This is a genomic window from Streptomyces sp. NPDC017936 (assembly GCF_044328485.1).
Lineage (GTDB): Bacteria > Actinomycetota > Actinomycetes > Streptomycetales > Streptomycetaceae > Streptomyces.
The window spans coordinates 202658-208970 of record NZ_JBIRHK010000017.1 but is presented as its reverse complement, the minus strand read 5'-3'; the positions used below and the strand labels follow the sequence as shown (position 1 = coordinate 208970).

The window sequence follows — 6313 nt, the reverse complement described above, 5'->3', positions numbered from 1 at the left end:
GGCGGATCTTCCGCAGATCGCGATGTAGCCCCAACCGGATGACGTCAATCACCAAAGCCGTCCTCACCCTGGAGCGGCAACGCTGAAGAAGCTCACTGACGCCGACGCCCGGCACACCATCCCCTCCCGGGTACTGGTGGCCGGCGCCGACAAGGCCGTCCTGCCGGCCCTGCAACGCTTCTTCCACCGACGCGTGGGCGCCGGAAGGCCGTCGAGGTGCCGGGCGCATCCCACGTCGCCGTCGAGCCACCCGAGCGTCACCGCCGCGGCCGGCTTCGGTACCCCGGCCCGGTGAACGGGCCGTCCAGGAGGGGCCGACGCCGTGATCACACCGGTCACGACAAGATCGTCCCACTCGTGGCCGGCCTTTCGGAGGGCACGGTTGGCCACCTGCACCGTTCACCGCACAGTCCGGACTCCGGTGGGCGGAGCCGGGGGGCGGGGACACGGACACCGATCCGGTCCCGGGCTGGATGCCGGGGACCTTCCCACCCCCCATGGCCGCGAGTCCCTCACGATCTCCGTCCGGCCCATCGCTCCGCGCCGTGTCCCGAGGCACCGACAACGCCGACGGTCGATGAACGAAGGCCACGAGACCACTCGCGGAGCGAGTTCACCTGCCCAGCTGAACCAGCTCAAGCGACCAGGTACGTCACCCATGACCAGCAGTTGTGGGACGGCCGTACTCACCCTTCGTGCTGACCGGACGTAACGGGCTCGGGGCCTCGAGCGCCCGGGGACAGTGTGCCGACCCGTTGTGGTCAGGCCCACGGTCGGGTCACTCACGGTTGCAGCGGGGGCATGGTGCGGCTTGTGAGGGGCGCCGTTGTGAGGATCATCAGCAGGGGGGCACGGACCCGGACCGCCGGCGTCAAGTGCCGCGTGCGCCTACCAGGCCGGATTCGTAGGCGAGGACCACGAGTTGGGCGCGGTCACGGGCACGGAGCTTGGCCATGGCCCGGTTGATGTGGGTCTTCGCGGTCAGCGGGCTGATCACCAGACGGCCCGCGATCTCGTCGTTGGACAGGCCGTGCGCGACCAGCACGACGGCCTCGCGTTCGCGGCGGGTCAGCTCTTGCAGCCCCGTGCCGGTGCCGGTGGACAGCGGCTGGGCGACGTACTGGTCGATCAGTTTGCGGGTGATGGACGGTGCGAGCAGGGCGTCGCCGCGCGCGGCGACGCGTACGGAGTGCAGGAAGTCTTCCGGCAGGATGTCCTTGACCAGGAATCCGGCGGCGCCGGCGCGCAGCGCGTCGAAGACGTGTTCGTCCAAGCCGTAGTTGGTCAGGATGACGACGTGCACCCCGGCCAGGGCCGGGTCCGCGGCGATGCGCCGGGTCGCCTCGATGCCGTCCATGACCGGCATCTGGATGTCGACGAGCGCGACGTCGGGCAGGTGCTCCTTGGCGAGCTCCAGGCCCTCGTTGCCGTCGGCGGCCTCGGCCACCACCTCGATGTCGTCTTCGAGATCGAGGAGCGCGCGGAATCCGCTGCGGATGAGCGGCTGGTCGTCGACCAGCAGGACACGGATCATGACCTTCGGTCCAGGGGGAGCTCGGCCTGAACGGTGAAGCCGCCCTCGCCGCGCGGTTCCGCCCGCAGCCGGCCGCCGAGGGCGGTGACGCGTTCGCGCATGCCCAGCAGCCCCACGCCGGGCTTCGGCGCAGTGCCCGGCGTCGCCCTGCCGTCATCATCGATGCGTAGCGCGAGAACGTCCGGACGGCAGTCGATCCGGACCGACGCCGTGCCGGCGTCCGCGTGACGGGCGATGTTGGTCAGCGACTCCTGAACGATCCGGTAGACGGTCCGCCCCACCGCGGCCGGCACGTCGTGCCGCTGTCCCTCGATCGTCAGCGTCGCCTCCAGGCCGGTCCTGCTCGCTCGTTCCACCAGTTCCGGGACGTGGTCGAGGCCGCGCGGCGGGGCCGTGTCGTCGTCGCGCAGCGCCTGAAGGGTCGCGCGCAGCTCCCGGGTGGCCTCACGTGCGGCCTCCTGGATCACCGGCAGGGCCTCCGGTACCTGTTCGCCACGCTTGCGGGCCACGTGGACGGCGACTTCGGACTGCACCTTGATGACCGAGATCTGGTGGGTGAGGGAATCGTGCAGCTCCTGCGCGATGCGCAGCCGCTCCTCGTCGGCGCGGCGCCGCGCGGTCTCCTCCCGGGTGCGCTCGGCCTCGTCCGCGCGCCGCTCGGCCTGCCGCAGCGCCTCACCAGCGGCACCGGCCGCGATCAGCCAGGCCAGCTCCAGGGCGCCTCGGGCCCGCGCGAACGCCTCGCCCGTGTCATGCAGGCCCGAGGCCAGGGCCGCGAAGGGGAGAGCGGCCAGCATGGCCACGCTCACCGCGACCGTGATGGTGCGGTGTCCCGCCCGTACGGCTGCGTACACCGCGAACAGGTACGCGACAGCAGGCACGTCGAAACCGGCCGCCTGGTACCCCACCGCGCACAGGCCGGCGACGGCCAGCACGGCTACCGGAGCCCGGCGGCGCGCGGCCAGCACCAGGCCGCCGGCCGTCAGCAGCGCGTAGCCGAGCAGGCCGAGGTTCGTGGGGGAGTGCCGCTCGGACAGCCCGGTGACCAGCAGCGCCGCCGCCACGCCCACAGCGATGACCCAGTCTCCGACACGGTCCCGGACACCGGTCTCACCTGCCCTCATGCGCGCACCTTAGCTGGCTGCCGCCGCGGGCGAGTCCCCCTCGTGGACGAGCAGCCGACTACCGCCCCCGCAGTACCTTCGCGGCGCCTGCGGCGTCCGTGGCAGCCGGATGCGGCATCGGCGGCAGCGCGAAGTGTCTCCGCCCGCCGGACGACGGGGGCGGTTCCGGCAGACATGCTCGGGCCACACCCCGTCGCAGGAAGAGAAGGAGCATCCTGATGTCTGTTCGTCGCCTGCTCGCCACAGCCGCAGCCGCCCTGCTCGCAGGCATCGGACTCGCCGCACCGGCGGCCGCGCACGCCTCGGCCCGGGCGGCCGAGGCCGGCGCGTACACCCTGACCGCCGCGCGATTCTGGGCGACCGCGGCCGCGCTGCTGGCGCTGGCCGGCGTGGTCGTCGGCCGGCTGGCTCTGGCCCGCTCAAGCCGCTGTATCGGCCACGGCGGGACGAAGGGGGCGGTCGCGGCCCTGGTGGCGGGACCGATCGCCGTGGTGGGTGGCACGCTGAACCTGGCCGTCGCCGACGGTGGCCCCGGCACCGGGAACGGAGTGGTCGCGGGCGCCGGGGCCCTGCTCCTGGGGCTGATCGCCACGGTCCTCGGGTGGCTGGCTCTGGCCCGCTCCCGCCGCACCGGCTGACCTCGGCGCATACGAGCGCGCGTCCGCGTCTGCCTGAAGGCCGATCGAATGCCCCGCCCGCCGGCGGTTCTGGTGCCGGCACACCAAGGGTCCGCGCCAGACCTTCGCGGAGCAGACCCCTGGCCTGACCCGCAGGTACGGCCATCGCCCCGAGCGTCTGCCTTCGACCCTGGCCGACCGCCGCTGTCTGCGCGTCCTGACGCCGGCAGCGCCCGGACCTGAAGACGAATTCCGTTGCGGCGGGCGAGGGCAGGAAGAAGCGGTGCGGTCACAGGGCAACCGGCTCCCCGGCACGCGCCGGCAGTGCTCATGGCCCTGATGCTGGAGGCCTTCACCTTCAACACCGCGGAGAACCTGCCGGTCGGCCTCCTGGAGCTCATCTCCGAGAGCCCTCGGGTGTCCCTGTCAGCGGTCGGTCTCCTGGTCACCGGTCACGGCGTGACGGTGGCTGTGGCGTCTGTTCCCCTCGCTCACTGCGTGCGGGCTGCGCCCCGACGGCACGTACTCACTGGACTGCTGGCCGCGCTCGTCGTGTCCGGTCTGGTCGCGGCGCCGTCGACCTCCTACGGGCCGCTCCTCGCGGCACGGCTGCTGACGGCGCTCGCCCAGGCGCTGTTCTGGGCCGGGACGGGACCGGTCGCGGTGGGCCTGTTCGCGCCCGAGTCCCGTGGGCGTGCGGTCGGGGCGCTGTCCGTCGCGGCCTGCGCGGTGCTGCTCGGCGAGCGGTTGCAGCGTTACGGACCGGAGTCCGCCAGGCAGAACCGGAGTCAGTGCCCGGTTGCCGGCTTTTTCGTCCACTGAGCCCTTTCAGAGCGGCCACTGGTCGGGGGACGGGCCGGCGTTCCGCAACGCACGAAGTTCCTGTGCCGTTGAGAAAGGTGTTCGATTCCCGCGTCCTGCTGCCTTGCGGCCCCGAGGAAACCGTCCTCACCGCACTGCCGCACCTGCGGGCGACGTCGCCCCTCACACCGAGTCGCGCCGCCACCGCCCGGATCCGCCCTCGGATCGGCGGGCCCACGGAAGCACATCCGACACTTCCTGGCGTTCAGCCTGTTCCTGCGATGAGGTGACCGAGCCGGGACCATGGACGACATGAGCGAGCAACGCTTCGACGTGTGGGCGTCCGGGAACGCCTACGAGCGGTACATGGGCCGGTGGAGTCGTCTCGTCGCGAAGGCATTCGTCTCCTGGCTCGGCTGCTCCGCCGATCTGCGGTGGCTGGATGTGGGCTGCGGTACCGGCGCACTCACCACAGTGGTGAGCAGCAGGTGCCGGCCCCGGGCGGTACTGGGAATCGACCGCTCAGAGGCGTTCGTGGGTGCGGCCGCGGCGGCGGCTCCCGCCTCGGCGAGGTTCGCCGTAGGCGACGCGGTGACGCTGCCCGTACGCGATGCGGCGTGCGACGTGGCCGTCAGCGCTCTGACCCTGAATTTCCTGCCCGAGCCGGGCCGAGCCGTGGACGAAATGGTCCGGTCCGTCCGACCGGGCGGTTTGGTGGCAGCCTATGTGTGGGACTACGCCGGGGAAATGGCCTTGCTGCGCCGGTTCTGGGACGCGGCCTCCTCAGTGGATCCCGCTGCGGCAGCACGGGACGAGGGCCGTCGGTTCCCCGTCTGCCGGCCGGAGCCGTTGCGGACGTTGTGGGCGGACTCAGGACTCCTCGATGTGGCCGTGACCTCGTTCGAGGTGCCCACGGTGTTCGCCGACTTCGACGACCTCTGGCAGCCGTTCATGGCGGGGCAGGGCCCTGCACCGGGTTACGTTGCCGCCCTCTCCCCGAACGAAAGGGAAGAGCTTCGAAGCGCCCTCGGTGCGACCGTGCCCACGGCAGCAGACGGTTCCATCACGCTCACCGCCAGGTCCTGGGCGGTGAGCGGGTCCACACCGGGCGGCCCGACGTGTCGCGGCGGCCTCGGTGGTGGTCCGCGGGACGCCCCCGGCGAGGGTGCCCGCCCGGACCGGCTGGAGCCGCCATGACGTGGACCGGATCGCGGAGACGCCGAACTGCGGCCGGACCTTCTCGCTCACCATGGCGCCACCGGTCCTGAGGCGCTGGTCGCAGACCGGGCTCCGGCCGGTGCGGTCGATGGTGGTGGTGCCGTCGGAGCCGGCCCGCCCGTACCCGAACGGATCCAGGACCGAGCCGATGAAGGTTCCCGGGTTCGAAGAGCCGGACCCTCGATGCCGGCCTCGCGGGACCCGCAGGTCGCTGCCGACGATGATGCCCTGCCGGCGGGCAACGGAGTTCCACCGCCCCCGTGGGCGTTTTGCCGGATCGGCAACAGGAATGGCGTGGCGGGGAGCCGCTGGGCGACGGTGGGTCCATGACCGACGACATCGCAGCAGAACCGTACGTGTCCGCCATGCCCTCGACCGCCGATGCGTACGTGGGGGATCCCGCGGTGCGCGCGGAGTGGGACGACCGATACGCCGACCGGCACCAGTTGTGGAGCGGCCGGCCCAACGGTGCGCTCGTGGCCGAGGTCGCCGGACTCGGCCCCGGACGCGTGCTCGACGTCGGCTGCGGCGAGGGCGCGGACGCCGTCTGGCTCGCGCGCGGCGGCTGGGAGGTGACCGCGCTCGATGTCTCCGGTGTGGCGCTGCAGCGGGCGGCCGGACACGCACGGGACGCCGGCGTCACCGTCCGCTGGGTACACGCGGGACTGACGGAGGCGGCGCTCCCGCCGGCCTCCTTCGACCTGGTCTCCGCGCAGTATCCGGCCCTGCTGCGCACCCCGGACGCCGCGGCCGAGCGAGCGCTGCTCGCGGCCGTCGCGCCCGGAGGGCTGCTGCTGCTCGTGCACCACGCAGGAATGGACACCCACCAGGCGCACGACAGCGACTTCGACCCGGCCGACTACGTCTGGCCCTCCATGGTCGCCGCTCGGCTCGACGACGACTGGGTGGTGGAGGTGGACGAACAGCGGCCACGCGCAGTACCCGACGGCGGCGCCGGCGCGCACCACACCCACGACCTGGTGCTGCGCGCGCGCCGGCTGCGTTGAGACCGCTCCGCA

5 protein-coding genes and 2 pseudogenes are annotated in these 6313 nt (G+C 72.4%); 5 read left to right on the top strand and 2 right to left on the bottom strand.

The window, feature by feature from the left end:
• Positions 1-86 (top strand): annotated as a pseudogene (locus tag ACH4F6_RS31160) (IS5/IS1182 family transposase); the annotation flags it as partial.
• Between the two features lie 785 nt (positions 87-871).
• Here ACH4F6_RS31160 and ACH4F6_RS31155 read toward each other — a convergent pair.
• A complete protein-coding gene (locus ACH4F6_RS31155) occupies positions 872-1534 on the bottom strand; it encodes a response regulator (protein WP_397963689.1) in 663 nt (220 codons plus the stop codon).
• Positions 1531-2658 (bottom strand): sensor histidine kinase, encoded by a 1128-nt coding sequence (locus tag ACH4F6_RS31150; protein ID WP_397963688.1) that lies wholly within the window; start codon positions 2656-2658, stop codon positions 1531-1533. Before ACH4F6_RS31150 ends, ACH4F6_RS31155 begins: the two co-directional genes overlap by 4 nt.
• Before the next feature lie 218 nt (positions 2659-2876).
• Here ACH4F6_RS31150 and ACH4F6_RS31145 point away from each other — a divergent pair, with 218 nt between their 5' ends.
• The 4 genes and pseudogenes from ACH4F6_RS31145 (at position 2877) to ACH4F6_RS31130 (ending at position 6301) form a co-directional block, all read left to right on the top strand.
• Positions 2877-3296: a DUF6223 family protein gene (locus tag ACH4F6_RS31145; RefSeq protein ID WP_397963687.1), complete on the top strand. Its 420-nt coding sequence runs from the start codon at positions 2877-2879 to the stop codon at positions 3294-3296.
• A 318-nt stretch (positions 3297-3614) separates the two neighbouring features.
• A pseudogene (locus ACH4F6_RS31140) lies at positions 3615-4016 on the top strand (MFS transporter); the annotation flags it as partial.
• A 372-nt stretch (positions 4017-4388) separates the two neighbouring features.
• Positions 4389-5273 carry a class I SAM-dependent methyltransferase gene (locus tag ACH4F6_RS31135; protein ID WP_397963686.1) on the top strand — a complete coding sequence of 295 codons (885 nt, stop codon included), beginning with the start codon at positions 4389-4391 and terminating at the stop codon, positions 5271-5273.
• A gap of 347 nt (positions 5274-5620) precedes the next feature.
• Positions 5621-6301: a class I SAM-dependent methyltransferase gene (locus ACH4F6_RS31130; RefSeq protein WP_397963685.1), complete on the top strand. Its 681-nt coding sequence runs from the start codon at positions 5621-5623 to the stop codon at positions 6299-6301.
• Positions 6302-6313: the final 12 nt, after the last annotated feature.

Bases quoted from the DNA above. Each gene is read 5' to 3' on its own strand.
- ACH4F6_RS31145 (WP_397963687.1), top strand. From the start codon at position 2,877: ATGTCTGTTCGTCGCCTGCTCGCCACAGCCGCAGCCGCCCTGCTCGCA.
- ACH4F6_RS31130 (WP_397963685.1), top strand. From the start codon at position 5,621: ATGACCGACGACATCGCAGCAGAACCGTACGTGTCCGCCATGCCCTCG.
- ACH4F6_RS31155 (WP_397963689.1), bottom strand. From the start codon at position 1,534: ATGATCCGTGTCCTGCTGGTCGACGACCAGCCGCTCATCCGCAGCGGA.
- ACH4F6_RS31135 (WP_397963686.1), top strand. From the start codon at position 4,389: ATGAGCGAGCAACGCTTCGACGTGTGGGCGTCCGGGAACGCCTACGAG.
- ACH4F6_RS31150 (WP_397963688.1), bottom strand. From the start codon at position 2,658: ATGAGGGCAGGTGAGACCGGTGTCCGGGACCGTGTCGGAGACTGGGTC.